The sequence below is a fragment of the Marinomonas sp. A3A genome, assembly GCF_018336955.1.
Lineage (GTDB): Bacteria > Pseudomonadota > Gammaproteobacteria > Pseudomonadales > Marinomonadaceae > Marinomonas > Marinomonas lutimaris.
On the sequence record NZ_CP025532.1, the window covers coordinates 2,117,367 to 2,142,174 of the forward strand.

The 24,808-nt window shown below is 41.7% G+C and carries 26 protein-coding genes; 9 read left to right on the forward strand and 17 right to left on the reverse strand.

Translation table 11 applies throughout. The features are described from left to right. Positions 1-11: 11 nt before the first annotated feature. The 10 genes from CYL31_RS09755 to CYL31_RS09800 form a co-directional block, all read right to left on the reverse strand. Positions 12-953 (reverse strand): ABC transporter substrate-binding protein, encoded by a 942-nt coding sequence (locus CYL31_RS09755; protein ID WP_212918712.1) that lies wholly within the window; start codon positions 951-953, stop codon positions 12-14. A gap of 290 nt (positions 954-1,243) precedes the next feature. Next, entirely contained in the window at positions 1,244-2,023 is a 780-nt protein-coding gene (locus tag CYL31_RS09760) for an ABC transporter ATP-binding protein (protein WP_212918713.1), read from the reverse strand. A 10-nt stretch (positions 2,024-2,033) separates the two neighbouring features. After that, positions 2,034-2,873: an ABC transporter ATP-binding protein gene (locus CYL31_RS09765; RefSeq protein ID WP_212918714.1), complete on the reverse strand. Its 840-nt coding sequence runs from the start codon at positions 2,871-2,873 to the stop codon at positions 2,034-2,036. A gap of 14 nt (positions 2,874-2,887) precedes the next feature. Continuing rightward, positions 2,888-3,790 (reverse strand): nickel transporter permease, encoded by a 903-nt coding sequence (gene nikC, locus CYL31_RS09770; RefSeq protein WP_212918715.1) that lies wholly within the window; start codon positions 3,788-3,790, stop codon positions 2,888-2,890. Then, complete coding sequence (locus CYL31_RS09775; RefSeq protein WP_249411755.1) at positions 3,787-4,821, reverse strand: ABC transporter permease; 1,035 nt, start codon at positions 4,819-4,821, stop codon at positions 3,787-3,789. The genes nikC and CYL31_RS09775 overlap by 4 nt, the downstream gene beginning before the upstream one ends. A gap of 102 nt (positions 4,822-4,923) precedes the next feature. Next, on the reverse strand, positions 4,924-6,534 hold the full coding sequence (locus CYL31_RS09780) for an ABC transporter substrate-binding protein (RefSeq protein ID WP_212918717.1): 1,611 nt from the start codon (positions 6,532-6,534) through the stop codon (positions 4,924-4,926). 105 nt (positions 6,535-6,639) lie between these two features. Beyond that, on the reverse strand, positions 6,640-7,794 hold the full coding sequence (locus CYL31_RS09785; protein ID WP_212918718.1) for a mandelate racemase family protein: 1,155 nt from the start codon (positions 7,792-7,794) through the stop codon (positions 6,640-6,642). Positions 7,795-8,207: 413 nt separating this feature from the next. Then, positions 8,208-9,077, reverse strand: a complete 870-nt coding sequence (locus tag CYL31_RS09790; protein WP_212918719.1) for a lipase family protein — start codon at positions 9,075-9,077, stop codon at positions 8,208-8,210. Between the two features lie 148 nt (positions 9,078-9,225). Continuing rightward, complete coding sequence (locus CYL31_RS09795) at positions 9,226-9,381, reverse strand: hypothetical protein (protein ID WP_212918720.1); 156 nt, start codon at positions 9,379-9,381, stop codon at positions 9,226-9,228. 334 nt (positions 9,382-9,715) lie between these two features. Beyond that, on the reverse strand, positions 9,716-10,633 hold the full coding sequence (locus tag CYL31_RS09800; RefSeq protein WP_212918721.1) for a ParB-like protein: 918 nt from the start codon (positions 10,631-10,633) through the stop codon (positions 9,716-9,718). Between the two features lie 131 nt (positions 10,634-10,764). Here CYL31_RS09800 and CYL31_RS09805 point away from each other — a divergent pair, with 131 nt between their 5' ends. Beyond that, positions 10,765-11,232: a GNAT family N-acetyltransferase gene (locus CYL31_RS09805; RefSeq protein ID WP_212918722.1), complete on the forward strand. Its 468-nt coding sequence runs from the start codon at positions 10,765-10,767 to the stop codon at positions 11,230-11,232. An 81-nt stretch (positions 11,233-11,313) separates the two neighbouring features. Here CYL31_RS09805 and CYL31_RS09810 read toward each other — a convergent pair whose 3' ends face one another. Further along, positions 11,314-12,372 carry a 2,3-butanediol dehydrogenase gene (locus tag CYL31_RS09810; protein ID WP_212918723.1) on the reverse strand — a complete coding sequence of 353 codons (1,059 nt, stop codon included), beginning with the start codon at positions 12,370-12,372 and terminating at the stop codon, positions 11,314-11,316. Between the two features lie 341 nt (positions 12,373-12,713). On the opposite strand from CYL31_RS09810, the gene CYL31_RS09815 reads away from it, so the two are divergent. Continuing rightward, entirely contained in the window at positions 12,714-13,325 is a 612-nt protein-coding gene (locus tag CYL31_RS09815; RefSeq protein WP_212918724.1) for a MarC family protein, read from the forward strand. A 26-nt stretch (positions 13,326-13,351) separates the two neighbouring features. On the opposite strand, the gene CYL31_RS09820 is transcribed toward CYL31_RS09815, so the two are convergent. Beyond that, positions 13,352-13,837 (reverse strand): putative 4-hydroxy-4-methyl-2-oxoglutarate aldolase, encoded by a 486-nt coding sequence (locus CYL31_RS09820; RefSeq protein WP_212918725.1) that lies wholly within the window; start codon positions 13,835-13,837, stop codon positions 13,352-13,354. 101 nt (positions 13,838-13,938) lie between these two features. Further along, the gene (locus tag CYL31_RS09825) at positions 13,939-14,454 is read right to left on the reverse strand and encodes a hypothetical protein (protein ID WP_212918726.1); all 516 of its coding nucleotides are present in this window, start codon (positions 14,452-14,454) and stop codon (positions 13,939-13,941) included. A 37-nt stretch (positions 14,455-14,491) separates the two neighbouring features. On the opposite strand from CYL31_RS09825, the gene CYL31_RS09830 reads away from it, so the two are divergent. The 3 genes from CYL31_RS09830 to efpL all read left to right on the forward strand — a co-directional run bounded on the left by CYL31_RS09830 (position 14,492) and on the right by efpL (position 16,757). Then, complete coding sequence (locus CYL31_RS09830) at positions 14,492-15,646, forward strand: M14 family metallopeptidase (RefSeq protein ID WP_212918727.1); 1,155 nt, start codon at positions 14,492-14,494, stop codon at positions 15,644-15,646. A gap of 3 nt (positions 15,647-15,649) precedes the next feature. Then, positions 15,650-16,012, forward strand: a complete 363-nt coding sequence (locus CYL31_RS09835; RefSeq protein ID WP_212918728.1) for a nucleotide pyrophosphohydrolase — start codon at positions 15,650-15,652, stop codon at positions 16,010-16,012. A 172-nt stretch (positions 16,013-16,184) separates the two neighbouring features. Next, on the forward strand, positions 16,185-16,757 hold the full coding sequence (gene efpL / locus CYL31_RS09840) for an elongation factor P-like protein EfpL (protein WP_212918729.1): 573 nt from the start codon (positions 16,185-16,187) through the stop codon (positions 16,755-16,757). Positions 16,758-16,839: 82 nt separating this feature from the next. Here efpL and trmJ read toward each other — a convergent pair whose 3' ends face one another. From trmJ to CYL31_RS09855, 3 genes are all read right to left on the reverse strand, one after another. Further along, positions 16,840-17,625, reverse strand: coding sequence for a tRNA (cytosine(32)/uridine(32)-2'-O)-methyltransferase TrmJ (trmJ, locus tag CYL31_RS09845; RefSeq protein ID WP_212918730.1), 786 nt, complete (start codon positions 17,623-17,625; stop codon positions 16,840-16,842). A gap of 53 nt (positions 17,626-17,678) precedes the next feature. Beyond that, a complete protein-coding gene (locus tag CYL31_RS09850; RefSeq protein ID WP_212918731.1) occupies positions 17,679-18,983 on the reverse strand; it encodes a DnaJ domain-containing protein in 1,305 nt (434 codons plus the stop codon). Positions 18,984-19,045: 62 nt separating this feature from the next. Further along, the gene (locus CYL31_RS09855) at positions 19,046-21,493 is read right to left on the reverse strand and encodes an EAL domain-containing protein (RefSeq protein ID WP_249411756.1); all 2,448 of its coding nucleotides are present in this window, start codon (positions 21,491-21,493) and stop codon (positions 19,046-19,048) included. Positions 21,494-21,718: 225 nt separating this feature from the next. Between CYL31_RS09855 and moaC the strand changes: the two genes are divergently transcribed. Genes moaC through CYL31_RS09870 form a run of 3 tightly spaced genes read left to right on the forward strand, consistent with a single transcriptional unit; the run spans position 21,719 to position 22,898 of the window. Next, complete coding sequence (moaC, locus tag CYL31_RS09860) at positions 21,719-22,201, forward strand: cyclic pyranopterin monophosphate synthase MoaC (protein ID WP_212918733.1); 483 nt, start codon at positions 21,719-21,721, stop codon at positions 22,199-22,201. Beyond that, positions 22,194-22,448 (forward strand): MoaD/ThiS family protein, encoded by a 255-nt coding sequence (locus CYL31_RS09865; RefSeq protein WP_212918734.1) that lies wholly within the window; start codon positions 22,194-22,196, stop codon positions 22,446-22,448. Before moaC ends, CYL31_RS09865 begins: the two co-directional genes overlap by 8 nt. Beyond that, positions 22,449-22,898 (forward strand): molybdenum cofactor biosynthesis protein MoaE, encoded by a 450-nt coding sequence (locus CYL31_RS09870; RefSeq protein WP_212918735.1) that lies wholly within the window; start codon positions 22,449-22,451, stop codon positions 22,896-22,898. Positions 22,899-22,945: 47 nt separating this feature from the next. Here CYL31_RS09870 and CYL31_RS09875 read toward each other — a convergent pair whose 3' ends face one another. Beyond that, on the reverse strand, positions 22,946-24,193 hold the full coding sequence (locus CYL31_RS09875; RefSeq protein WP_212918736.1) for a tyrosine-type recombinase/integrase: 1,248 nt from the start codon (positions 24,191-24,193) through the stop codon (positions 22,946-22,948). Between the two features lie 333 nt (positions 24,194-24,526). On the opposite strand from CYL31_RS09875, the gene CYL31_RS09880 reads away from it, so the two are divergent. Further along, positions 24,527-24,799 (forward strand): hypothetical protein, encoded by a 273-nt coding sequence (locus CYL31_RS09880; RefSeq protein ID WP_212918737.1) that lies wholly within the window; start codon positions 24,527-24,529, stop codon positions 24,797-24,799. Positions 24,800-24,808 lie beyond the last annotated feature (9 nt).

Genomic DNA, 24,808 nt, shown 5'->3' on the forward strand with positions numbered 1-24,808 from the left:
TATTTGTCTAATTATTTTATTGTGCTATCAATGATATTTTGAATGTCATCAAGAATGGCATGGGCAGCAAGCGGGCCAGCAGCGCTCGTCCATAATTGGCCATTTACTGAAAAAACTTTGTCTTCTTTTACAACATTAAGACGTGAGAAAGAGGGGGAAGTTTTGGCTGCTTCAAGTGCGTCTTTACCTTCAGTATTTAGCGTTGCTAAGAACAACCAGTCACTGTCGACTTTAGATAAATTCTCTAAACTAAGAGGGCTACTATGGGGGCGGCCTTCTTTTATCACGCCTGCATCGTTGATGATAAACCCAGTTGCTGCGAGAACATCAGTAGAGAAAATCTGTGATGACATTACGATAGGGCCTTGTGGCATCCAGCGCGCTAATGTTGCAGAGCGTTCGTCTTTTGGTAGTTTTGCAGTAATGACATTTCTCAGGGCGTTTTCACGAACTTTTATGTTATTCAGGATGTCATCCATCTGCTCGCTTTTGTTTAGTGCTTGTGCATACACTTTGGCCACCGTGATCCAGCTATCAGATACCATTCCAGGGGAAAGAGGGACGATAGTTGGCGCAATTTTAGACAAGATGTTGTATTGATCCTGAGGTAAGTTCGCCGACGCTAAAATCAAATCTGGACGCTGTGCTGCAATGGCTTCTAAGTTGTTTTGACGAGAAGTGCCTACTATATTAACGCCACTAGCGCGTTGTTGAATGTATTCTGCTACAGAATCTCCACCACGAGTCGCAATAGCGCCTAGAGGCTTCACACCCAGTGAAATTGCGCTGTCTAGGGCATCTTCAGACAAGGTGACGACGCGCTTCACTTCATTATTAACTTTTACTTCGCCATATTTTGTAGTGACGTTATGTTCACCAGCAAAAGCATTTAATGAAGCCGTAATGCAGGCACAGAGCAAGATTTTCTTAAAAGAGGGGCGATTAAGCAACATAACGAATTCCTTTGGTTTGAATATCTATAGCAGCTGTATGGTTGTTACTGAGCAACAAGTAATCAACAACGCAGAAGTGTTTTAGTAGGATAATAAGCGGTGTTAATGATAACGCTTCTTATTATTCTTTTTAACTGGTTATGCTTAATTAAGTATGACGGGATGCGGAACGCATCGTTTTACAAACTGCATGCATGCTTGCATTCACATATAGGTGGAGGCGGAAATGAAATTTATTGAAAAAAGCGCTCGTTTACCGAGCGCTTGAAGATATTAATAATAAGCCTTGATTAGGCACTTAATGCTTCTGAACTCTGTGTCGTTTCTGTGTGATAACAACAATCCAAAAGCATTCGCGTATAAGGCTCTGAGGCACCATGGTTAGCAAGATTCAATGATGAAATGGTTTCGACAATATGACCATTTTGCATAACGGCAATGCGATCACATAGATAAGTCACCACACCAAGATCATGAGTCACCATTAGATAAGTCAGACCTTCTTTTTCTTTTAAGTCTTTTAGTAAGTTGAGGATTTCTGCTTGAACAGACACATCCAATGCTGAAGTTGGTTCATCTAACAACAAGATTTTAGGCTCAAGTATCAAGGCTCTGGCAATAGCAACGCGCTGACGCTGACCACCAGACAGTTGGTGCGGTGAGCGGTAACGGAAGCTGTCATCCAGTCCCACTTTTTTGAGTATAGTGCTAATTCGCTCGTCTCTATTATCCATTTTGTGAATTTTTAACGGTTCAGCAAGTGCGGTTTCAATGCTGTGTCTTGGGTGTAAAGACCCATACGGATCTTGGAAGACCATTTGCATATCGATGCAGCGTTTTTTGTCGAGCTTATGTAACAGACGATTACCATTAACAGAAAGCTGCCCAGACCAATGATTGTATTGTCCTGCCAGACAGCGTAGGACAGTGGTTTTTCCAGAGCCAGATTCACCCACTAGACCAAAAGATTCGCCTGCTTGAATCTGGATGTTTACGTCATGCAAAATTTTGCTTTCGTTTGCGCCCGTACCAAAAGATAGGTCGAGCCCTTCAATGTTTATCATGTTCATAAAAACGCCCTCAATTATATAACCAGCTAGGATCTCGCTCTAAAGTAGGGAGGCGGTTGCGAATATCGCCTATTCTTGGTGGTGCTTTTAGCAAACCTTGAGTGTAAGGATGTTGAGCATTTTCCAGCTCACTGGCTTTGATAGATTCCACGACACGACCAGCATACATAACGAGTACGCGATCACAATAATTGCGTACCAGATCGAGGTCGTGACTGATAAAGATCAGTCCGATGTTTCGCTCGCTGATCAGCTCATCAAGTAAGTTCAGTACTTGGCGTTGCACTGATACATCAAGGGCAGACGTTGGCTCGTCGGCAATGATAATTTCTGGCTCAGGAATCAGCATCATAGCAATCATAACCCTCTGCCCCATACCCCCAGAAACCTCGTGAGGATAGAGCGAATAGACCCGTTTAGGATCACGGATTTGAACTTTTTCAAGCATGATTAAGGCTTTTTCTTGTGCGATTTTTTTGCTTACCTTGTAATGGGCTAAATAGGCTTCGGCAATTTGGTCGCCTACTTTCATAACAGGATTCAGCGAGTATTTTGGGTCTTGCATTATCATTGATATACGACGACCACGAATATCGCGCATGGTTTTTTCGTTGGCATTTAACAAGTCAATATCACCAAACAGCAGTTTTTCTGCTTCAACGGTGGCATTTTTAGGATGCAACTTTAATAAACTGCGTCCTACCGTGGATTTGCCTGAACCTGATTCTCCTACAATAGCGAGCTTCTCTTGTCCTAGCGTAAAGGATACGTCGCGTACCGCATTCACTTGGCTCCCTTCATGAGAGAAACTAATTTGGAGATTTTTGACTTCTAACTTTGTATTTTGCATAAGAAAGCACGCCTTTAGTTTCTAGGGTCGAGTAGGTCACGTAGACCATCGCCAAGTAAATTGAACGCTAGACTGACAAGCATAATTGCAGCGCCAGGAGCGGCGACAAGCCACCAGTTTTCTAACATATAACTACGGCCAGTGGAGATCATTGCACCCCATTCAGGTAGTGGTGCTTGTGCCCCTAAACCTAAGAAACCTAAGCCAGCGGCTGTCAAAATAATCCCCGCCATGTTCATGGTAAGACGCACAATAACGGAGGATAAACACATAGGAACAATATGACGGAAAATGATACGAGTAGAAGATGCACCTTGTAACTGAACGGCCACAATGTAATCCGCTTTGCGCAATTGCAGGGTTTCTGCACGAGCCAAACGGGCGATTGGCGGCCAGCTGGTCAAGGCAATGGCAATCACCGCATGCTCTAAGCCAGGCCCTAATGCCGCCACAAAAGCAAGCGCAAGTATTAGTCCAGGGAAAGAGATAAAGATATCGGTTATACGCATGAATATGGTATCGATTATACCGCCGAAGTAACCAGAAATCGTTCCAATGGCTAAGCCTATTGGGCCGACAATAACAGTGACTAAGGTAATGATATATAAAGTAATGCGAGAGCCATAAACAAGGCGACTAAAGATATCGCGACCGAATTCATCGGTACCAAACCAATGTTCGGAACTAGGCGCTTGCAAACTGTTACTAAGTTCCTGAGCAAGAGGGTTGTGTGTTGCAATCCATGGTGCGAACATCGCAACGATAAGCAATAACATCACGACAACAAGCCCTGCTGCGGTCAAAGGATTACGAATAATTCGTTTACAGCCGTGTGCTAGCGTTTGTAATAGCATCAGCATGCTAGCACTGGCTGATTTTGAGGTGGCGGATGGCGCCATAGTAGAGTTTGTAATCATTTTCGTGTCCTCGGATCGAATACTTGATAAAGCAAATCTGTCAGCAAGTTCATTGAAATAAAGATAAGACCAATGAGTAATACTGAGGCAACAACGGCATTCATATCACCAAGTAAGAGGCTACTGGTGAGATATTGACCAAACCCTGGCCAAGCAAAGACAGTTTCAATTAACACCGCACCTTCTAATAGGGATCCATAGGATAGAGTAATAATAGTGAGCAATTGCACGAGAATATTGCGAAATGCATGACGCCAGATGACTACATGTTTAGGTAAACCTTTAACTTGAGCGGTTAAAATGTACTCTTGTGAAAGTTGCTCTAGCATGAAGCTACGCGTCATACGAGTGATAAACGACACTGCGTTTAAACCCAATATAAAGGCAGGTAAAATAATGTGCTTGATGGCGCTTTGAAAAACATCCCAATCTTTTGCTAGGGCTGAATCAATTAGCAACATGCCAGTGACTGGATCGACAAAACCATCGTAGGCTAAATCGACACGACCTGAACCGCCAACAACATTAAGCCAAGCGTAAAATATGATCAGGCCTATCATGCCGACCCAGAATACAGGTGTTGAGTAGCCAAATAGACTGATAACACGAATGATATGATCCACCGTTCTCCCTTTATTGACGGCAGCGTATACGCCTAAAGGAATGCCGATAAAAATACCAAAGATAATGGCAACCGTGGCAAGTTCTAAGGTCGCTGGAAAGACACGTGCAATATCTTCTATGACTGGACGGCCAGTGAGTAGGGCGTTGCCAAAATCACCATGAGCAAGATCATTCAAATAATAAAAGTACTGAACGTAGATGGGCTTATCTAGACCCATTTCTTGATAAACTTGCTCATACGTTGAGTTATCAGCATCGGGCCCGATAACGGAAAGAACCGGATCGATAGGCATGACCCGACCGATAAAAAACGTCAATGCAAGCAGCCCCAATAGGGTGATGGCGACGGAGCTTAGGCCGCCAAGAACGCGCTTAATGCGCGAGTTAGATAAATGGAAAGTAAGCAAAATAAGTCTCCAAAAATAAAGAGGATAAGCCACCAGCACCTAAGTGCTTAGTGGCTAGTACTAGCAAAATCAGGCCAATACTTTAGTTGGAAATGTCATTCCTTAACGCTCTTTAGTGACTTCTCTTAGTCGTGTCGTAGCGGCTTGGTGACCTTCGTAGTGCTTCACATCGGTTCTGAGTAGAACGGTATCAACCATTTGTGAAATTGGGAAAATGGCGCCAATTTGAGTGTCATAAAGGTTCTGGACGTCCTGATACATTTTGATTTGTTTCTGAGCGTCTTTTTCCAATAATGCCGTTTCAATCAGAGTGTTAATTTCTGGGCTGTAGAATGCTGTGCGCCAGCCTTGGAAATTGGTTAGTTTTGCTTCGTCACTGTTGTCTGGGTTGTAGACCAATGAGCGCAGGTTAGAATGAGGATGTGGTTCGATACCGCCGCCACCACGACCGACTAGCATTTCAAAGTTACGCTCGCGCATCGCGCCATAAACCTGATTGCCTGTACCGGTAATAATTTCAGCATTAATGCCAGCTTGAGCCAGTGTGGATTGCACGCTGGTGGCGATATTGATGAAAGGTAATTGCGACAGCACTCTAATGCTAGTTTTGAAGCCATCAGGGTAACCGGCTTCTGCCAATAATGTTTTGGCTTTTTCGATATTTAAGGCATATCCAGGTTCAGGAAGGGTTGCTGGTAACCCTAATTTGACTGGACGTTGGTGCAAAACACCGTAGTTTGGCATGATCGAATCATTGATGCCTTGATAATCAATCAAATAGCGTACGGCTTCGCGTACTTTTTTATTAGCAAATTTCGGATCTTTCATGCTCACAGCAACGTAATAAAGTGTGCCGCGAATGTCTGCTTCAGTGCGAACATCATCGTCTTTTTTTAAGGCTTCGATGTCAGGAATAGACATGCCCATGGCAACATCTATATCGCCACGTTCTAGCATTAGACGTAGTGATTGAGACTCTGTCATATGGCGCATGACGATGCGTTTCATTTCAGACGGCGTACGCCAGTAATCATCAAAACGATTCATTAAAACGCGATCTTTTGCACGCCAATCTTTTAGCTCAAATGGACCAGACCCTGCCACGTTTGTAGTTAACCACGCGTGAGCTAAATCGCCATTTTTTTCGTGTTTTAACGCTTCTTTTTTATCAATGATAAAAGCACTTGGGGAACTGCCTAATGTGTATAGTATTAATTTAGGGTCGGTTTTTTCTGGAAGCGTTATTTCAAGAGTGTAATCATCCGTTGCTTGGATAGCTTGCTCGACATTGTCGGCACTAAAACCATAGGTTTTCCAAGTGGAGGCGAGAGCTAAGTTGAGCTTTAGTACACGTTGCAATGACCAAGCAACATCTTGTGCCGTTAGCTTATTGCCAGAGTGGAAAGTGACGTCATCACGTAATTGGAACGTGATGTGAGTGCCATCTTCACTGATTGTCCAGTTCTTAGCGACAGCTGGCGAAATTTGTGACGCATCTTTTGGCGCAAGTTCGACTAACATGTCATACAAGTTTGAGTTGACACCAACTACATCCAGACCGCTTGCTGAAGCAGGATCTAGCGATAATAAATTGTCCATGCTCATACCGATAACCAGTTGGTCGTCTGGTGTAACAGCGTTTGCACTTGGTGCAATCGCTGCACTGATTGCCATGGAAAGCGCGCAGTATTTGAGTAGATTTGAAACGTTCATTTTGCTTCCTCTTTATTTTTGTAATGGATAAGCATTGCCGCTGACGTGTGTGAACCATTTGTTTCAAGCAATGGACAGCGGCGTTTCATTTGTTATCTGGTTTGATTAATAAGTTTCTACCGTGTTGTTAGCGATGTATTCAAAGTTAATGTCTTCACCTAGACCAGGTCTTTGAGGAAGGTGGACATATCCGTCTTTATCCATAGGATCGACAATGCTATTTAAGTAAGCTGGAACGTCATCGTATTCTAGGAACGGATGTAGTAAGCCACGTTCATACCAAGCGCAGTTCTTAATCGCACCTACAACCGCAAGGTTAGCCGCACCGTTACCGTGGATTTCGCAGTTCATTCCGAATGAATCAGCAAGGTGAGAGACCTTCATGCAAGGCCCAATACCACCCACACCAGCTACGCCAGCACGTAAAATGTCACAGGCTTCATTTTTAACCCAGCTTGCACGGCTAAAGTGTTTACCAGATAGAGATTCTGGTCCTAACACAGGGATATCTAAGTTTTTTGCTAACCAAGCATAAGATTCGGTGGACTCTTCTGGCATAGGTTCTTCGATCCATTCAAAGTTAAGGCGTTCTAGTTCTTTACCAATTTTGAATGTGTCAGTACGGCTATACCAATGGTAACCATCAAGCATCAAGGCTATGTCAGGCCCAACCGCTTCACGCACTGCGGCACAGGCACGAATGTCCATTTTTGGGCTAGGAGCGAATGAAACAGGAGGCATCCAAGTATGAAGTTTGATGGCTTTGTAACCACGTTTTACCAATGTTTCGGCAAAGTTTGCGTAGTCTTCCGGCGTTGCTAGGCCGCCTTTAAGTTCATCGCCACACATGGTACTGCCGTACGCCAATACTTTATCGCGGTAACCGCCAAGTAGTTGATAAACAGGAGTGTTAAATTTACGGCCGATAAGATCCCACAGGGCTTGTTCAACTAATGCGAGGGCACGGTCTGTTAATTGGCTAGCACTGCCACGTTGCCAATGAGCAAGCTCTTGCCATAAGCGCTCTCTGTGCATGGCGTTTTGTCCGATAAGTACTTTTCGAGCAAAGGCATCTAAGATGTGTTTGCGAATAACTTCAGGAGGGCCAAAGGCATAACCTTCGTCACCAGACTCGGTAGTTATGCGCAGCATAGCCATTTTGGTTTGCTTTTCATCGCCAGGATGAGCATGGCCAGCGGTATCTACTGATCGACGGCTGAGAAAAGTAAAAACGTCCACTGAAATGGATTTAATGATCATAAAGTAAGCATCCTGTTTAATATTTTTATCTTTTAAGAAACTTTTTTGTATATGAGGCAAGATAAATTCGCTTGCTAAAACGATAGGTTTTTAAAAATAAAACGCTATTTCATTTATCTTCCAGACAAGTTGTATGATGTATTACTAATAGAGTCAATAGTTGTTTGATAAAAGTTAGTTATCTGTTTGTTTGATTTTTCAATAAAAACATTTAGAAACAATTAGTTAAGTGATTTTCTTAAGGTGAAGAAATATTAAGTGAGTTGAATCGGAGGATGGTTGGTGATGGTTTTTTGTTAAAAAGTAATACTAAGCGCTTATTTTTTGGTTCTGAAAAGCAAGAATACGACGTCTAATGATTATTCAGACGTCGTATTTGGAGGTTTTGAAAAGTAACGAGAGGACGACTAAGATTAATCGAACGAAAAGCCAAATAGATTTAGGTCGGTTTTATAAGGGATTTCTTTCGGGTTGGTTTGTAGCTGTTCTATTAGGTTTAAATAAGTGGTCATTTGATGCGCCAACAGATTTTTGTCACTAGGAATAGAGGTTGTAAACTTGGTGGCTCGCAACATGCTTTTAATCCCATTAGTTTGGGTGAACTCTTTTTCTTCTAACAGAATCACTTCTTCGCCCATGTGCCAAAAAATATCTAAGTCTCTAATTTGCATAGGGCTAATGGGTGGCACCAAAGGCACAATGTCGTTAGGCGTTACCACTCTAATCAAAGGTAAGTTATCAAACTTATTCGCGCCTGTAACATTGGTGACTTTAGGCTGACCAAAGGTAATTACCTGTTCTATTGGATAGCCATCTTTTTGCAAGTACATAGCCAGAATAACGGCAATAGCACCGCCTAAACTGTGGCCTGTTAGGTGAATTGGCTGGTCTTTCGCTAGGAAAGGTTTGATGTCTTCGTAAACGGCTTTTGCGCCAGAGCCAAAACCTTGATGTAGTTTTATATCAAGAATAGCGTCTGGCTTTAACTCTAAGTCTAAATCCAACATGGCATTTTCTAGGTTTGCGGTGCCCCGAATGGCAATAGTCTGAACGCCATTGGTGCGGCTTAAAAAATAACTCACTTGAGATAAGGGAATTAAAGACTGATGTACTAATGTTTGGCCTTGTTCTTGAAGGCGTTGTTCGAGCGTATTGGCTTCTAGATAGGTATCGTCTGATAATTGGGCTTGGGCTTTAATAATGGCAAAATCAGGTGCTGCAAACGCCAATTGGAAAGGCATTACAGTCAAAAGAGACAGTAAAATTAACGTGTTTTTTAGCATGAGGAAATAAAAGCAACATAGTAAATAGGGAAGCGCAGAGTACTAAAAAATGGCTTTTACGAACAGCGGTTTATTATCCTCTACTGATGGCTTTGGTAAGTTCGTACATGACTTACCAAAGCATCGAAGAGGAGAAGGTAACGATGAATTATAAGTCGCAACCGCTCCAATTTATACGTCTAACACCGCCAATATTGAAAGTAGATAGTTTGTAGAAGCTGCCTTTCATCATGTACACCGCATAAGCGCGAGCCAGTGTTTTTTTGATTTTTTGTAGGCTGTTTTTTGTCGCCATTTTTTTCATGGTTTTTTCCCCTTCAGGTTGGTTTGTGCACTGATAATAGGGCCGCACATTCTGCTCAACAAACGACGTATTTTCACTAAAATGATGAAATAAACTCACTGATCATGGTGTTTTTATATGACATTTAAATTAGCGCTAAATAACCGGAAAATATAAGGTTTTTTTGCATGTTTCATTCATAAAACTAATGGAATGTGGTGCATTTGAGGATGTTTAAAATTCAATTTTTTGACCGATTGGATATAAATGTTGAAACGCATCAAACATTGTTATAACGCTTCTATCAAAAAACTTTAGAAGAAGCGCCAAGTGATACAAAGAGCAAGGTTTGAGCTTATAGATTGTTCTTATATTTCAGCATGAACGTCGCTTTGCCTTTTTTAGGATCGAACAATTTATTTAGGTTTTTATCATTAAAGCTATCGAACTGCCCCATCTCTTTTGTTGATTTTCCAGAACCTCCCACATCATCGTTGTTCATGGCAACTAAATAATGGCTAACGTCAGAGACCGCTTTGCGATAGCCATCTTTTGTGGTTAAGTCATACTTATCGAGATCAATGTCTTTGCGTAGTTCTCGTGACCAATAGAACTCTAGAAAGGGCACTGGATCTGCAGGTTTATCCCAAGCAATATCTCGTGAAAAGTACATAAGTGAACGATATTTATCGTTTTCGAAATGCTCCATACCCAGTGATGTTGGCAAGGTTTTATAAGTGATGTCGTTACCCTTACTGTTTTGTAGCCAAGTATTGCCATCCGCTATCATCGCGTTCCAGAATTGACTCATATTGGTTAGATTACGATAATCTTTGGCGACAACGACATTTATTTTAAATTGCTCTCCGCCACCTTGCATATGCCAAAATGCATTTAAAGTATGGTGGCCATCTGTTAAGTAGTAATGACCGTTAGGGGCAATCACAATGGTTTTCATGTCTTTAAGGCGCGAACCTACTGGTTCATCGCATTGAAAGCTTGTGGCATCGTTTGGTGTTGAGTTTGTATCGAAATGCGCCAAGCCCTTTTGGCCATTTGCTTCACAGATTTCATCAAATTTTTTCTTACTATCCAGCTTATAGCGTCCCAATTTGTAATACACCTGATCATATCCGATCGATGGTTGAGTAGGGATCAAATCACGAAGCGTTACTTGAGTTACCTTACCGGCGTATAACGTCTCGGCATTGGTAAACGTAGAAACAATAATTAATACAGCGGAAAGCAACGGCAATAGAGCTTTAAATTTCATTAAATGGTTCCTTAGGGCTCAATTCAAAGTGGGCATTCTACAAAGCTATTGTGACATTAATGTTTTGATGGTCGTATTTGCAATGTTATTGATGCCGTTATTAACCAATATAGATTTTATAGGGAAATATCATGATTAAAATTCGTCCATATCAAGCTAACGATGCTGAAGCCCTGTGGCATTTATTTTTTAATACGGTTCGTGTTGTGAATGCTCGGGATTACTCTCAAGCTCAGATTGAGGCTTGGGCGCCAGAGTCTTTTGATATGTCTGTTTGGCAAAACAAGATGACGGACCTCCAACCTTTAGTCGCTGAGTTAGATGATGTGATTGTGGGTTATTGCGACTTACAGCCAGATGGTTTGATTGATCATTTCTTTTGTCATCATGAATATCAGGGGCAAGGCATAGGAAGAGTGTTGATGAACTATATTTTATGCTTAGCAGACGAACGAGACGTTTCTCGTCTTTATGCTCATGTCAGTATTACCGCACGCCCTTTCTTTGAGAGCTTTGGCTTTTCGCTTGTGAATGAGCAGAAAATTTCTGTGCGTGGTCAGGAACTGACTAATTATGTGATGGAAAGAAGGTTTGAATAAACACTTAGAGGACTTATTTTCCGTCTTGATATGGAAAAAAAGAGAATGGTACCGAGTACAAGCTGATACCATTCGGTGGTTTTAAGGACGAACAATAATTTTCACAGCGGATTCATTGTTGTGAATTAAGGTATCGAACCCTTGAGAAATCAGGTCATCTAATTCTATTCTTTGAGTAATAAAAGGTTCTAAGTTTACCTTGCCTTCTTCAACCAGTTTAATGGTTTCTGCATGGTTGTTTACATAAGCAATCGTACCGCGAATATCCAGTTCTTTCATGACAACGCTATGAACATTGACTGTAGCTGGATGACTCCAAATGGAGACAATCACAATTGTCCCTGTCGCTCTGGTGCTTTCAACCAAAGTATCTAAAACCTTGTTGTTACTGGTGCATTCGAAAGAAACATCTACACCGCGGTTTTCCGTAATCTTCATTACTTCGTCTGTGACGTTCACTTCAGTGGGATCTAAAATGTAATCCGCTACGCCTGTGTCGAGAGCTTTTTCTTTTCGCTTCGCACTTAGCTCTGTCATGATGACAGTGATGCCTTTTGCTTTTAAAACTGCTGATAACAATAAACCGATAGGGCCACCGCCGCCAACTAACGCAACATCACCAGCTTTTGCTCCACTGCGGACAAACGCATGGTAGCCAACGGCCAACGGTTCAATTAAAGCAGCTTGATCTAAAGGAATTGAATTCGCAATAGGATGAACCCAACGGCGTTTTACAGCGATTTTTTCGGATAAACCACCACCGCAGCCACCAAGACCAATAAAGTTCATATTCTTAGAAAGGTGATAATTTTCGCCGGGGCCAGTCGGTACATCATCGGCAATAATATATGGTTCTACGACAACATGTTGACCGACTTTAATGTCTTCTACGCCTTTACCAACCGCGTAAACAACACCAGAAAACTCATGCCCCATGGTAACTGGTGCAGATTCTCCCGAAATAGGGTGAGGATGGCCGCAAGGCGGAATAAAAATAGGTCCTTCCATAAATTCATGTAAATCTGTACCACATATACCACACCAAGCAACATCAATGCCTACCGTGCCAGGTTCAACACTAGGCTCTGGGATATCCTCGATACGGATATCACCTCTATCGTAAAAACGAGCAGCTTTCATTTGGCTTTCCTTGTGTTTGATTAAAAAAGTGACTCAGCCAAGCTACGGAGCGCACTGTTGGAAGTCAAATTGAATGAAAAAAATCACACCTATTACTGACAATTATCAATTAATTCGAATAATAACGTCATGGTATGAGTAATCTAGTGATCTTTTTTAGCGAGTTGGATTGTCGGTTATGCATGGTCTATTTACTTTTGTTCAGAGATAAAAATTGACTGGTTTGGAAGTAAAGCAGAGATTCTTATTTGCTGGGTCTAAATAGCTCCAACTATCACCAAGAGTTGTAATGGGTTAAACTACGTGCCCGCAATTTCCCCTAACACTAACCCGAGTATCTAATGAGCGCTGAGTTTTCTATTTTATCTGCCACCTTGTTATTTTTGTTTGTTATCGATCCGTTTGGCAATATTCCTATTTTGTTGTCGGTGATGAAGGGTGTTCCGCAGAAACGTCAATACCAAATTGTGGTACGCGATGGCTTGATTGGTTTGGTTATTTTGGTGTGTTTTTTGTTTTTTGGTGCAGAGTTTTTGGCTCTGCTGCATTTGGAAACGGAATCCATTTCTATTGCCGGTGGTGTGGTATTGTTCGTGATTGCTTTGAAGATGATTTTTCCATCGCCTTATACGAAAGACGCGGGTCCCGTGATGGAGCCTTTTATCGTGCCAATTTCTATTCCTATGTTGGCAGGGCCGTCCACTTTGGCGACGCTGTTGGTAATGGTAAAAAGCTACCCAAATGATCAGCAAGATTTATTAATTTCAGTCGGTGCAGCTTGGGCTATTTCTGTGATTATTTTAGCAATGGCACCTTTGTTGAATCGAATACTGAGAGAGAAAGGCTTGGCAGCGCTAGAACGTTTGATGGGTATGTTGCTATTGATGATGTCGGTGCAGATGCTAGTGAACGGTGTGCGTAGTTTGTTTACCCACACGCTAGCTTCATTGTAGCTGGCATAAATGAACCATAAACCCTTCTACGGAAGGGCTAATGGTTGTTTGGATACAGCAATCCCATTTAGGTCGCAATAGATATAATCCCCCTGGGCGATCGTCATTCCCGCAAAGTGAAGTGTTTTACCTAAATCGCCTAACCCGCGCTTTTCCGTTGGCATTGGGTGCGCGCATAAAGCGTGAATGCCTATGTTTAGTTGTGATTGAGCCGCTACGTCACGAATGGCTCCGTTTATCACAAATCCTTCCCAACCATTGTTGACGGCTTTTTCCGCCAACATATCGCCAAGCAAGGCACGTCGTTTACTGCCGCCGCCATCAATAACCATGACTTTTCCTTTGCCATTTTCAGCGACTAATTCTCGTACTCGACTGTTGTCTTCAAAGCACGATACGGTGACCACTTCGCCATAAAAGTGAGTGCGTTTTCCGTAAGAGGTGAAAATAGGTTCTGCGATTTGCAGTTGTTCTGGGTACAGATCGCATAGATCAGGGAGGAGGTCTTTCATGTTGACACCCGTTTAGAATCAAAAGTGGTTTTATTGACTCTAAACAGGTGATTATTAAATGGCCAGTTTTTCTAGCGGATATTCAATATTCAGTGATCTGATTAGTCTTCTATTGCAGGTATGTCGCTTGGGTCGATTAGAGCATGTTCTACCGCTATTTGTAGCAGCAAAATGACGAGTTCATCTGGTGGTAGCAGGTGCAAAGGCGTTGTTTGGCCTTGTTCTGCTACGGCATCGTCTAGGTCAACGTCCCGTTCTTGAAACCACGAGTGAATACTTTGTACTTCGAAACTTGGTTCTAGTCCTTTTATCTCGTAAGTGGCTTCGACTAAAAGATTAAGCGATTCTGGCTCAAGGGCATAAATCACATCGGTATCAAATTCATTGATCCATTCTGCCAGTATGTCGCTGGCTTCAAAACCAAATTCGTAGAGTTGTTGTTCATCAAGGTCGTGTGCGTTAGGCTCGATACGGTGGTTTTCTAACCATTCGTCGTCAGGTATCACCAGTACCTCTTTGACTTGTGCTTCGTGAGTCGACCAGGTGAAAAGTAATGGAAAGGCTGGCTCGTCGGAAGAGTTGGCGACAGCCGTCATGAATATAGGTAAACTTGCCATAATTTAGAACCAATGTTTGATTGTTAAGGAAGAGTAAATGACCAGCCGAATCAAGATCAGTAGTGCGTTTGATGGCGGTAACATCTCCGTTATTAATGCTTCGGAGCCGGACAATATTAGAGTAAAGATCCCTAATGATACAAACTCTAAATTTTTGCAGTGGTTTTATTTTCGTTTGCAAGGCGGAATGGGTGAGCAATGTGTCATCCAATTTGAGAACGCCAGCGACGCAGCTTACCCAGATGGCTGGGTAGATTACCAAGCTGTAGCGTCTTACGACCGTGAGTATTGGTTCCGCGTACCAACCGAATATGTAGACGGTAAATTGGTGATAACTCATCAGCCTGAACAAGACAGTGTTTATTACGCGTACTTTGCACCTTACAGCTACGAGCGTCATTTAGACATGATTGCTTGGGCAGCTAGCAATGAAGATTGTATTACCGATCATTTGGGCGAAACAGCCGAAGGTCGTGATATCACTTTGTTGGAGATTAGCAAAACCCAAGGCTTGGCAAAAAACATTTGGATTATTGCTCGCCAGCATCCTGGTGAAACCATGGCGGAATGGTTTATCGAAGGTTTACTTGAGCGTTTGTTTGATGAATCGCACCCGATAGCGCGCTCGCTTTTAAAGCAATGTCGCTTTTATGTTGTACCAAATATGAATCCAGATGGCGCAGTGCACGGTAATTTGCGTGTGAATTCCAAAGGGGTCAACCTGAACCGTGAATGGAAGAACCCAACGGCAGAATTCAGTCCAGAAGTGTTGGCAGTTCAAAAGAAAATGGCTGAAACTGGCGTTGATTTATTCTTGGACATTCATGGTGACGAAGCTTTGCCAGTTAATTTTGTGGATGGTTGCCAAGGCGTACCGTCGTTTGATGCTCGTATGGAAGCGATGGAGACTCTGTTTAAAGATGTCTTTACGGCGGTCAGCCCAGATTTTCAGACTGAGATCGGTTATACGCCATCACAATTTGGTGAAGCGAATTTAACTGTGGCAACCAAATGGGTAGGGGAAACCTATAAGTGTTTGTCTTTCACCCTAGAAATGCCATTTAAAGATAACAAAAACTTGCCTGATGATGTGGTTGGTTGGTCTCCGGAGCGCGCGAAAATTCTTGGTGCCGATGTCTTGTATCCAATCCATCAAGTGATTAATAGCGCTCACATGAAAGCGAATGATTGATTTATGTCTGCTCTAAATAACGACTCGTTAGAGCAACTAAAACTCGCCATGCGCCAATTCGCACAAGACAGAGAATGGGAGCAATTCCATTCTCCTAAAAACTTGTCGATGGCCTTGGCGGGTGAGACGGCTGAATTATTGGATTGCTTTCGCTGGTTAACAGAAGAGGCATCATATGAATTGGATGATGGGCAAATGTCGGCAGTGAAAGATGAACTTGCGGATGTGTTGCTTTTTACGGTTCGTTTAGCGGATAAATTGAACGTCGATTTATTTTCGGCAGCAAAAGACAAAATTGCCAAAAATGCCGAGCGTTATCCAGCCGAAAAAGTGAAAGGTAGCTCGAAAAAATACAATCAGTATTAACGCTCGGCCTTTAATTGTTCTATTTGTGGCTATTTTCCGTTAATTGTAGAGTAAATCTTGATTTGGTATCTAGCGAATTTAAGCAAACTGGATTAGGATCTGGCTTTCAAAATTGCAATGAATTTAATGCCCATATTTATTTTTATAAAACGTAATTTTAGGACGAAGAAAAATGCCTAAGGCAAGTGAGATCAAAAAGAATATTGCTATCAGCTATGACAATAAAACGTACATAGTAAAAGACATTGAGCGTTCTGTACCACAGGGCCGTGCTGGCGGTAGTCTTTATCGTATGCGTATGTACGATGTGGTAACTGGCCGTAAATTGGATGAAACGTTCAAAGATTCCGATATGATCGACCTTGCCGATCTTGTTCGTCGTCAAGTAATGTTTTCTTATTCTGATGGTGATGAATATGTTTTCATGGATAACGAAGACTACACGCCTTACAGCTTGAATAAGAGTGCTGTTGAAGAAGAAATTTTTTTTGTTAACGAAGAGACAGTGGGTATTCAGGTTGTCTTAGTTAACGACGTGCCTGTTGTTATCGAATTGCCGACTAACGTCGAGTTAGAAGTCGTCGAAACCGATCCTTCTATTAAAGGCGCTTCTGCAACCTCTCGTAACAAACCGGCTAAATTGTCTACTGGTGCGGTGATTCAAGTGCCTGAGCATATTTCTACTGGTGACCGTATTAAGGTTAACGTAGAAGAGCGTAAGTTTGCAGGTCGTGCTGAGAAGTAATTCTTCCACCGTCTTTGTTAAAATTAAAAAATGCAGCCAATCGGCTGCATTTTAGTTTTGGAAATCAAGAATAAGAAAGAGCTTACTTACTCTTTTTAGCCGCCTCTTTCATTGCGTCTTTTGCTTTTTTCTCTGGATGATTGTTTGCTTCTGTCAGTCCAGCTTCGCGTTGTACCGCAGCCAATACTCCGCGCAAAATCCCCAGTTCTTGTTTCTCAGGACGAGAGCGATTAAAGAATCTATGCAGCTTGTCTAAAACTTTACCTGGATGGCTACGGATGATGAAGTTGATGCCATACAGTGTTTCTTCTAAATGTTCGTAGAAAAGATCCATGTCTTTCTTATGTGGGTATTCAGGCGTTTCTTTTTTGTAGTTTTCTTTATTTTGATTTGCCATCCATATTTCATAAGCAACAATTTGTACGGCTTGCGAAATATTCAACACCGGATATTCATCGTTAGCGTCGATATAGACTTGGCGGTGACATTGAGCGATTTCATCGTTTAATAAGCCGGTCGTCTCACGGCCAAAAACAATAGCGACATTATGATCAACGGCTTCTGGAATCACGCTTTCGGCGCATTCACGAGCATTCATAATAGGAAGCTGAAAAGTGCGATGACGAGCGCTTGTGCCAATGACAAGACTGCAGTCTGCGATGGCTTCTTCTAAGGTAGAAACGATAGTAGCCTTTTCAAGGAGATCAACAGCACCGGCAGCGCGGCTGGTGGCTTCTTCCGATGGATAGTCATTTGGGTCAACCAAATAAAGGTTGGTTAGTCCCATATTCTTCATGGCTCGGGCAATAGCGCCGACGTTACCAGGATGAAAGGTGTTGATCAGTACGATTCGGATGTTACTTAGCATGGGTCGTGAAGTACTCAGGGTTGTTTGTCAGTTAGTCTTTTTAAATAGTCAGATTATGGCTTCAGCGTGAGTGATTGCTCGGTGCTGGCGAAATCGACATTGTCTAAGATGACTTTGGTTGTGTCATTAAAGAGGAATTGGTTACAGGCGTGATGATACAGGGAACCTGTCTCTAACACCAATCGGTAGTTGCCTCTTGGGATGTAATTGGCTGCGTAAGCTTGTTTTCCATACAAATAGATGGAAAAGGGGGCTTGTCCGTCATAGGACTCGAAGGTGAGCATGCTGTGCTCAGGTAATTGATTGAGAATGCGTAAGCGGCTACTTCCGTCAGCTACACCAATTAACTCACCATGCTGAGGTGCGGCACCGGGTTGACCGTAGCAGCCAGTTTGGATTGCATGTTGCGCGCTACCAAAGCCGATGTTTTTTGCTTGTACCCAGCCGCTCACACCGTTATAGCTTACGGTTAACCAGTTGCCTTGTGATTTAATGCTTTGTAGGTCAGATTGTACTGGGATGGTTTGCAAGATAGCACTGGATACATCTGGTTCAGCATAAAGCGTTGTATTGGCCAAGGTGTAACTTATTCCGACACGAAACTGCGGATATAAGCCACTTATGTAGGAGGCTACTTTTTGCTCGGCAGTTGCCTCTTGCTTTGATGATTGCCAATAGAGTGTGCTGTAAATACCGGCAGCAAAACAAGCAATATAGGTTGCTGCGCGAAAGGCGGCTTTTGCTGCGTCTAATCTAATCGGCTGGCTCACAGGATCGTTATAGAATGACTGTGTGGATTGAGTAAATTCTTCTTCATCGTCAACAAAGGATTGATAAGGCGGTATGTCTGGTTTTTCACTGCTTTGGTTGTCGGTGTAACTGTAGCCTTGTGAAGTGAAGTTTTTAGATGCTTTGAAGGCTTCTTCGTAAAGGGCTTTAACACGCTTTTCATTTAGGGTGTTTCGTGCGGCTTTGATGGCATCGTTACGTGTTTTTTCATGGTGCGCGTTGTTACGCTTCATTTCTTCGTATGCACGTTGCCGTTCTTTGACAAAGGCTTCTTGTTCTTTGTCTGTGGTGGTCGAATAGTTTGTGTAGCGATTTTTTGCACCAGAGCTCTGCGTATTTTCTTTGGTGAAAGTAAAAGGTTTCCAGTCGTTGACTTGTGCCCCTTGGCGAATAGCATTGGTGACATTTTCATAAGCGGCCTGAAGACGCTGGAAAAGTTCTGTTGTGTCTTTGTCAGGATTTTTGTCAGGGTGATAGCGCCTCGCCAAACGTCTAAACGCGGTCTTTGCTTCCTGCTCGCTGGCGGTAGTTGGAATTTCCAGTAGTTGATAATCGTCTATTAGGCTCATGCGATGTCAGCTATTAACCGTGTCTTTGTAGTGGATGGGTTGGTAGATAAATGTCTAACGCATTATGCACGATTTGTTGGCGCTGACAAAGGTGGAACTTTTTCATCTAAAAGCGTTAGATAATCGGTCGGTGACATAGGTTTGTATAAGTGATAACCCTGTCCAACTTGGCATTGCCATTGTTTTAATAACTGCAATATCTCTTCTGATTCTATACCTTCTGCAACACTAACAATATTCAGAGCCTTGCAGAGATCTATCATATTGCGACATAAGGTCTGGCTTTGTGAATCGTTTAGTAAGTTCATCACGAAGAACTGGTCAATTTTTAACTCATCTGTTTCTAAGGCTACGAGGTTTTGCATAGAGCTATAACCGACACCAAAATCATCGATGGCAAGCCTAAAGCCTGCTTGATGTAGCTGTTTAACGTTGTCATGAACTATATCGTTATTTTGAAAAATACTGGTTTCAGTGATTTCTATTGTGAACTTGCTGGCCGCTAAATGGTACGTTTGAAGTTGATCAATAACTCGCTTGGCAAAGCCTTCTTGTAGTAAATCCAATGCCGATATATTAATGGATAGGCTTTGTAATGATAAAGCCTTAGGGTGTTCTGATGTCCAATGAAACACTTTTTCAAACAACATATCGGTGAGCTTATATATAAGACCGGTTTGTTCTGCTAGCGGAATGAACTCTGCTGGTGATACTTGCCCTAAATGTTCATTGTGCCACCGAATAAGCACTTCACCACCGATAATACTTCGATCAACTAATTTGACTTGAGGCTGAATGTGAAAATAGAGCTTTTCATGTTCAATATCATTTGTTAACTGAGTAATTAAGCCCAATTGATGAGCGTGGTTACTTTTTAGATTATCGGTAAATGCAACCCAGCTCCCAGACGAATAACTAACAGAATGATTGGCGATGAGTGCATTTTGATAAAGCTTGTCTAGATCTAATCCTTGTGAGGGGTAAAGAGCACTACCAATTTTGTACTGATGCCTGAAATGAATTTTGTTAACCAATGTTGGGGCATCGAGAATTTCTTGAATGTGAAGTATTTGTTGTTTTATTTGCTCTGGCTTTGTACTAATCAAAATAATGTTGGTTGCCGTTATCCGAATGACTTTGTAACTGTTTTTATTGGGTAAAGGGAAAGATAAAATGCCTTCCATGTTTATCAATTGTCGTTGAATATTTTGAATTACTTCTGATATAGCGGAGTCTGCTTTTGCGGGACCAAAGGCTTGGCATAGAGTTTGATAGTTACTGATGTCTATCATGATAAGTGCTAGCTGTGGTGGATTTTTCGCCATTTCTGCAACTAATGCTGGCAACTTACTGAAATAGTAGGTTCGATTCGGTAAACCTGTTGGTGAATCGGTTAGTGCCTGCAGTTTTCGATTGCGTTCAAATTGTTTCGCTTTATCAGCAAAGGCAAAAGAAAAACCAAGTAATTGGAGTATGCTAAACACAGGAAGAATCGACTCTGTGATGAAGTTTATTGGCAGTATTTTCCAAAAAATTAGCGTGTTTAGTATGCTGCCGATGATCAAAAAGAACCAAGAAAATAGATAAAATCGAACTGCTATAAAACCCTTAACGTAAGCCTTTATGCCCCAATAGGTACAAATCAGAAACATGAAAATTTCTATTGCAGCAAAAAGAAAAGCCACGTTTTTTACTGATAGCAATTGAGTAAATATTAAAAAAGTGATGAAAATAGAATCGCCATATTTTCTAATCAATGACTCAGGGGAGGGGATTTGAACTTCTTTTAAAAAACGCAGACTGAAGCGAAAGAGTATCCAGGCTCCTATGCCAAATATGACAAATAGGTTTTTAATAATCCATTGACTAACCTCTTCTGAAAAAATCCAACGATTGAATCCAGTAACAACAGATAGGGCAATAAATATGACGATGTTTAAGCCTAGGTAGTAAATGAATCCGGGCTGTCTGAGCAAGATAAAAACAAATACGTTGTGGGCGAGTAAAATAGCCAAGCTACTGATGATAAAGGTCCAGAAAATGAGCTTTTGCTCTTTTTTTGTTTCGGCTCTTTTATTGTCAAACAACTTAAATGGCGTCAGTAGTGGGCTGTTACCCTGCTTGCGTATTAATAGGGTTGTATCATCATGATCTGAGAGTAAAATTGGGATCCAAATACCTTCGTAGTGCGGCGTACCACCTTGCCAGTTTTCTAAAGCACCTCTTTTCCATTGAGCTTGAAGTTGCGAGCCATGGAATAAATAAAAATCTAGATGTTCAATTACGTAGTAATTTAAACCAAGATAAATCGATTTCTCTGCATTTGGTGTTGTTACTTTTGGGAAACTTAATTTATGCCAATAAGCATCTTTCGAAAAACCTTGAGATTCGTCATATGTAGTTTGTTTGAATTTACCTGTTAGTAGGGCATCCTGAGCAGAAATAGCATATGTTTCTTTGAATGTTGGAATAGGTGTATTGATTTTTTCCTCTATCTTTCCTGAGAGCATTACATCTTGCGCCCACAATGATAATGCTAGAAAAAGGAATAAAAGAGTACATCTGGATACCATTCCTGCTGTTCCTAATTGAAAATTTGATGGTTAGTGTGTTTGCTTTAGAGCAATCATATTGCTGTGTTAAGGTGGCAGCTTGTAAGACTTTACTTGCAATCCTATTGGCTTTCTTAAAATATAGGCCACATTTTTCATCTCTGTACACTGTTTAGGATTTTTATGAGCGACAAACTTACTCACTTAGATCATCAAGGCCATGCACACATGGTCGATGTCTCTGATAAGGACATTACAAAGCGCACTGCGACTGCTCAGGCTATTCTTTTAATGCAACCTACGACATTAACGAAAGTAATAGAAGGAGGCTTGCCGAAAGGTGATGTGTTGGCAACGGCACGTATTGCTGGTATTCAAGCTGCTAAGAAGACGTCTGACTTAATTCCTTTGTGCCATCCCTTAATGCTAACGAAAGTGACGGTAGATATTAATGTCATCAGCGATTGCGAGTTGGAAGTGTTATGTACTTGCTCTCTATCGGGCAAAACTGGTGTTGAAATGGAGGCGCTAACGGGAGCTAGTATCGCAGCCCTAACACTTTATGATATGTGCAAAGCGGTTGATAAGGGCATAGTTATTCAACATGTGTCTTTGTTAGAAAAAAAAGGTGGCAAAAGTGGCAATTGGAGTAAAGGGAATGCCTAAGGTTAGAGTGGTTTTTTTTGCATCTCTTAAAGAAAGCATTGGGCAGAGTGAATATATCGCAGAGTTAGCATTACCTTTGAGCATTAGTGAATTAAAACATCAATTAGCCAATGAATTAGATAATGGACAGGCGCTTCTTGCAAAAGGAATTCAATCCTCAATTGATTTTGAATTCGCAAGGGACTTAGATGTTGTGCCTAATACTGTTAATGAAGTGGCTTTTTTTCCACCTGTCACCGGAGGTTAAATGATTCTTGTACAGGAAGAGGATTTTCAAGTTGATACTTTATATAAAAGTTTACTGAAAGCCAATCAAACAGGTGCTGTGGCTATGTTTGTTGGGTTAGTGCGCCAGTTTTCGGACTTACCCAAAGAAGCTTGCAGCTTCGAGCTTGAGCATTATCCAGGAATGACTGAGCGGAATTTACAAGTTATTGTTGACGAAGCTAATGCTCGTTGGCCTTTATTAGATGTTTGCGTTGTACACCGTGTGGGTCGTTTATCAGTTGATGATCAGATTGTTTTTGTTGGTGTCAGTGCATCTCATCGGGCCGAAGCTTTTCAAGCGTGCGATTTTATAATGGACTACCTAAAAAGCCGAGCCGCGTTTTGGAAAAAAGAATCTGAAGGCTCACAAAGTCATTGGGTAGAAGCTAATACTAATGACGAAGAAAGTCTGGAACGCTGGTCTAAATAGCACAACTCACAATAAAGAGAAGTGCTGGTTCTTGTTGTGAGTGGTAGTTAATGAGGCCGAAGCGTTTTCTTTCGGCCGCTAGCATGACGTTCTCGATATTCTGTATCAATGTATTTATCAGTCGTGGCCATGCTGGCATGGCCGGCATCTTCTCTAACATGTTCTTTTGGCCTTGTTTTTACGTCTTCTGATATGCCTGTGTGGCGTAACCAATGGACGGTTGCTACGCGGAGGTCGTCTGCATCGGCTTTCATGCCATCTTCACACATGCGCTCGTAAGCCTTGTCAAAGCAGAGCTGAACTATGTTGCGAACCTGTCTTGAGCTTGTCATTGCACCTTGGCCGCGATTTTTAGGTACGAGCGGTGTGTTTTCTGCAATGGTTGGCAGTAATGGCAGATCACGGAACTGTCGATAGCGTTTTAATGCATTCAACATGTCATCAGATACAGCTACAAGTCTTTCTTTGTTGCCTTTTGAAAGAACTTTAAACCACCAATGTCCGTCAGAGTCTTTTATGAAGTCTCCCATAACGGGCGCAGATCGTTCATCGGCGACGAGTTCAGAAATTCGTAAATACATACCGAGTAGGGCGTTCATGATAAATAGAGTGCGTTCGTGATGTGCTGGGTCTTCTTCTGCCAACATTTCAGCGGTTTCGATTACATAATCCCATTGTAAATTTGAAATGCGTCTTACTTGTTTGCGTGTCACTTCTTTTTTAACGAATTTACTTTTTTGACGAATTAGAGCAACTGGATTCTGTTGGGCGGCATCTTCTTGCATAAGGAAGCCATAATAAGACGATAAAATAGAAAACGTTGCTCGAATAGCAGCTTGAGATAATGAATGTTGTTTTATTTCTGGAATATCGCCGTTTTTAAATTCTAACTTGCTAACGTGGGCAACAAATGGGCGCCAATCTTTATTGGCAGCTCTTTGTCCCATGTGCAATTTAAAACGAGCAACGTTTTTTGTACCGATCCAACTTTCTGGCGGTGATATACAAAAGTGTATGAATTCTTCAATTTGGTCGCGCCGTAACTGAGTAGTTGGGCAGTTGGCTATATTCCATGACCAAAGTAGTAATCGTTCAACTTCCCGGCGGTATGAATTAAATGTTGCCAGAGAACCGTTGTAGCTATAGATAAAGCACAACGCGAGCTGAAGATCTCGACGATACTCAGGGTCATTAAGTTGAGGAGTTGTTTTTTTCAGATGGTCGGCAATGCCTTCGAACTGAGTAAAAGGATTGGGTAAATGTTCCAAATTATCTATTAAAGCAAGCGGAGTCATAATCTTTTATATCCAAACAGATGATCCATATTAGCAAATTTTTCGATCTATCCCTATCGATTTGTCCTCAACCTGTATTCGGCCTATGTCAGGCGCTCATAGTTTGTCTTTTTATTCCTTATTCAGTGGTCTTTTAGTCTTATTTATTTAGCTTTGTACCTATTTTGTGTGATTTTTAAGCAATCTTACATTTATTAATTCGTATTTGAAACAACAGTGGAAGGTAAGGTTTGGGGCTTTTTATATTTTTATAAAAGACTATTATGAATTTATCGAAACGTTACACAAATTTAGATTTTAAATATAAACGAATATTCTCTCAAGGAGATAAATATGAAAACTTTTACTAAAACAACTCTAGCTCTATTAGCTGCTTCTGTAATGACAACAGCTGCGTTTGCTGAAACAGGTACTGAACGTGTTCAAAGTGCAAGAGGCAGTGTTGAAGCATTAGGTGCTACTTTAGAAAATATGGGTGCTGCTGTTGATACTAGTGTTGATTTAAATGGTGCTTATACTTTTGATCAAAAAGCAGCTGTTTATAAAGCTAAACATAATGAGCTTCAAGCACAATTTGATTCTCTACATGCTCAATCAGCTGAATAATTATCTTTT

Bases quoted from the DNA above. Each gene is read 5' to 3' on its own strand.
- CYL31_RS09755 (WP_212918712.1), bottom strand. From the start codon at position 953: ATGTTGCTTAATCGCCCCTCTTTTAAGAAAATCTTGCTCTGTGCCTGC.
- CYL31_RS09760 (WP_212918713.1), bottom strand. From the start codon at position 2,023: ATGAACATGATAAACATTGAAGGGCTCGACCTATCTTTTGGTACGGGC.
- CYL31_RS09765 (WP_212918714.1), bottom strand. From the start codon at position 2,873: ATGCAAAATACAAAGTTAGAAGTCAAAAATCTCCAAATTAGTTTCTCT.
- nikC (WP_212918715.1), bottom strand. From the start codon at position 3,790: ATGATTACAAACTCTACTATGGCGCCATCCGCCACCTCAAAATCAGCC.
- CYL31_RS09780 (WP_212918717.1), bottom strand. From the start codon at position 6,534: ATGAACGTTTCAAATCTACTCAAATACTGCGCGCTTTCCATGGCAATC.
- CYL31_RS09785 (WP_212918718.1), bottom strand. From the start codon at position 7,794: ATGATCATTAAATCCATTTCAGTGGACGTTTTTACTTTTCTCAGCCGT.
- CYL31_RS09790 (WP_212918719.1), bottom strand. From the start codon at position 9,077: ATGCTAAAAAACACGTTAATTTTACTGTCTCTTTTGACTGTAATGCCT.
- CYL31_RS09795 (WP_212918720.1), bottom strand. From the start codon at position 9,381: ATGAAAAAAATGGCGACAAAAAACAGCCTACAAAAAATCAAAAAAACA.
- CYL31_RS09800 (WP_212918721.1), bottom strand. From the start codon at position 10,633: ATGAAATTTAAAGCTCTATTGCCGTTGCTTTCCGCTGTATTAATTATT.
- CYL31_RS09805 (WP_212918722.1), top strand. From the start codon at position 10,765: ATGATTAAAATTCGTCCATATCAAGCTAACGATGCTGAAGCCCTGTGG.
- CYL31_RS09810 (WP_212918723.1), bottom strand. From the start codon at position 12,372: ATGAAAGCTGCTCGTTTTTACGATAGAGGTGATATCCGTATCGAGGAT.
- CYL31_RS09815 (WP_212918724.1), top strand. From the start codon at position 12,714: ATGAGCGCTGAGTTTTCTATTTTATCTGCCACCTTGTTATTTTTGTTT.
- CYL31_RS09820 (WP_212918725.1), bottom strand. From the start codon at position 13,837: ATGAAAGACCTCCTCCCTGATCTATGCGATCTGTACCCAGAACAACTG.
- CYL31_RS09825 (WP_212918726.1), bottom strand. From the start codon at position 14,454: ATGGCAAGTTTACCTATATTCATGACGGCTGTCGCCAACTCTTCCGAC.
- CYL31_RS09830 (WP_212918727.1), top strand. From the start codon at position 14,492: ATGACCAGCCGAATCAAGATCAGTAGTGCGTTTGATGGCGGTAACATC.
- CYL31_RS09835 (WP_212918728.1), top strand. From the start codon at position 15,650: ATGTCTGCTCTAAATAACGACTCGTTAGAGCAACTAAAACTCGCCATG.
- efpL (WP_212918729.1), top strand. From the start codon at position 16,185: ATGCCTAAGGCAAGTGAGATCAAAAAGAATATTGCTATCAGCTATGAC.
- trmJ (WP_212918730.1), bottom strand. From the start codon at position 17,625: ATGCTAAGTAACATCCGAATCGTACTGATCAACACCTTTCATCCTGGT.
- CYL31_RS09850 (WP_212918731.1), bottom strand. From the start codon at position 18,983: ATGAGCCTAATAGACGATTATCAACTACTGGAAATTCCAACTACCGCC.
- CYL31_RS09855 (WP_249411756.1), bottom strand. From the start codon at position 21,493: ATGCTCTCAGGAAAGATAGAGGAAAAAATCAATACACCTATTCCAACA.
- moaC (WP_212918733.1), top strand. From the start codon at position 21,719: ATGAGCGACAAACTTACTCACTTAGATCATCAAGGCCATGCACACATG.
- CYL31_RS09865 (WP_212918734.1), top strand. From the start codon at position 22,194: ATGCCTAAGGTTAGAGTGGTTTTTTTTGCATCTCTTAAAGAAAGCATT.
- CYL31_RS09870 (WP_212918735.1), top strand. From the start codon at position 22,449: ATGATTCTTGTACAGGAAGAGGATTTTCAAGTTGATACTTTATATAAA.
- CYL31_RS09875 (WP_212918736.1), bottom strand. From the start codon at position 24,193: ATGACTCCGCTTGCTTTAATAGATAATTTGGAACATTTACCCAATCCT.
- CYL31_RS09880 (WP_212918737.1), top strand. From the start codon at position 24,527: ATGAAAACTTTTACTAAAACAACTCTAGCTCTATTAGCTGCTTCTGTA.